This is a genomic window from Kitasatospora sp. NPDC056138, assembly GCF_042264695.1.
In the GTDB taxonomy this organism is placed as follows: domain Bacteria; phylum Actinomycetota; class Actinomycetes; order Streptomycetales; family Streptomycetaceae; genus Kitasatospora.
This window is the reverse complement of record NZ_JBHJVK010000126.1, coordinates 1-1,541: the sequence shown is the minus strand read 5'-3', so window position 1 is coordinate 1,541 and position 1,541 is coordinate 1. Positions and strand designations below refer to the sequence as shown.

General features: G+C 65.1%; 1 protein-coding gene. It reads left to right on the top strand.

The genetic code is table 11. The features are described 5' to 3' along the window. Nucleotides 1-753 precede the first annotated feature (753 nt). On the top strand, nucleotides 754-1,541 hold a 788-nt coding region (locus tag ACFC1R_RS37670; protein WP_375946240.1), incomplete at its 3' end, for a beta-ketoacyl synthase N-terminal-like domain-containing protein.

The following is a 1,541-nucleotide window of genomic DNA, read 5'->3' as shown; positions in this document are numbered from 1 at the left end:
CTCCTCCTGTTCGGCGAGACTGTGTGGAAAACCGCAGCCGTCCTTCGAGCACAGCGCCTCAAGGGCTCAGCGCTCACGGGTACGGCAGCGGAGCATGTGGGGAGCCCGCGAATCCTCCGGGTTTTCGGAGAGCGGACTCGGAACGGCGGGTCCGGACACGGCACACTGCGGTGCAGTCGGGACGCGAAAGAGCAGGGGTTCTCGCGGGCCGAGATCCGCACAGGTGGGGCTCTCGGCGGAATGACTTCGCGAGCGGGAGGGTCCCGGACCGGTTTTCGATTACCGAGGCCGGCGACAGGATCGACAGGCGCCACACCGGGTGACTGCCACGACCGACTGCCGAAAGCGACGATAATGCGGTCGGCGAATGAAAGTCAACCGGCTCCGGAACGGTCCATTGTGGAATTCCCCTTCCCTTCCCCTGGCATGCTTTAGTCCGACCAGTCAAAGTCGAACCATCCCGCTTCGCCTTGATCAAACCCGTCGGCTCAGCACCGTGTCAACCCTGCGTGACCTGCCAAGGCTACGATTGCTGATTCGCGCACCGTGCACGCCGACAGCCGGCCCAGCGCGAACCCGCGCCGGGACACAACCGATGCTCCTGTCCGAACAAGCAGTGCACCAACATCGGAGCGGCGGAGCCGATACCGCCCCTGCCGTTCACTCATCGGCAGTCCGACTTCACTGACCCGCAGTTGTGATTCACGGCAGATTCATCGGCGCTCGATACGGTAATCGAAAAATGACACCTTCATGCCCGAAGAGGAGCCGATTTTGAGCGTGGACTCGATTGCGGTCGTCGGATTGGCCCTTCGCGTGCCCGGCGCCACGAATGCCGATGAATTCTGGCGGAACCTGATAGAGGGAAGAGAGTCGATCGCGCGCCTCGGCGACGACGACCTGATCTCCGCGCACGACGACCCGGACGTCCTCGACAATCCGGATCTCGTGCGCGCGGGTGGGCTTCTCGACGGGATCGAGGAGTTCGATGCGGAGTACTTCGGTCTCACCGCGCGCGAAGCCGAGTTGATGGACCCGCAACAGCGGTTCCTCCTCGAAGTTGCGGTGGAGGCCCTGAACGACGCGGGCCACGACCCCGCCGTGGACGAGGAGGCGACCGGCGTCTTCCTGGGCGTGGGCCGCAGCGGCTACTTCCTCCACCACCTGCTGCCGCGGGCCGAGCTGATGACCTCGTTCGCCCGTCAGATCGCGCTCTTCAACGACAAGGACTACGCGGCGACCCAGATCTCGCACCGGCTCAACCTCACCGGGCCGAGCATGACGATCAGCACGGCCTGCTCCAGCTCGCTGGTGACGGTTCATCAAGCGTGCAAGAGTCTCGCCGAATTCGAGTGCGACGTGGCGCTCGCCGGCGGCGCCTCGATCAACGTGCTGCAGCGCGGCGGCTACGTGTACCAGGAGGGGAACATCTTCTCCCCCGACGGGCACTGCCGTCCGTTCGACGCCGACGCGAACGGCACGGTCTTCGCCAGCGGCGTGGGCATCGTCGTCCTCAAACGCCTCAGCGACGCCCTGCGCGA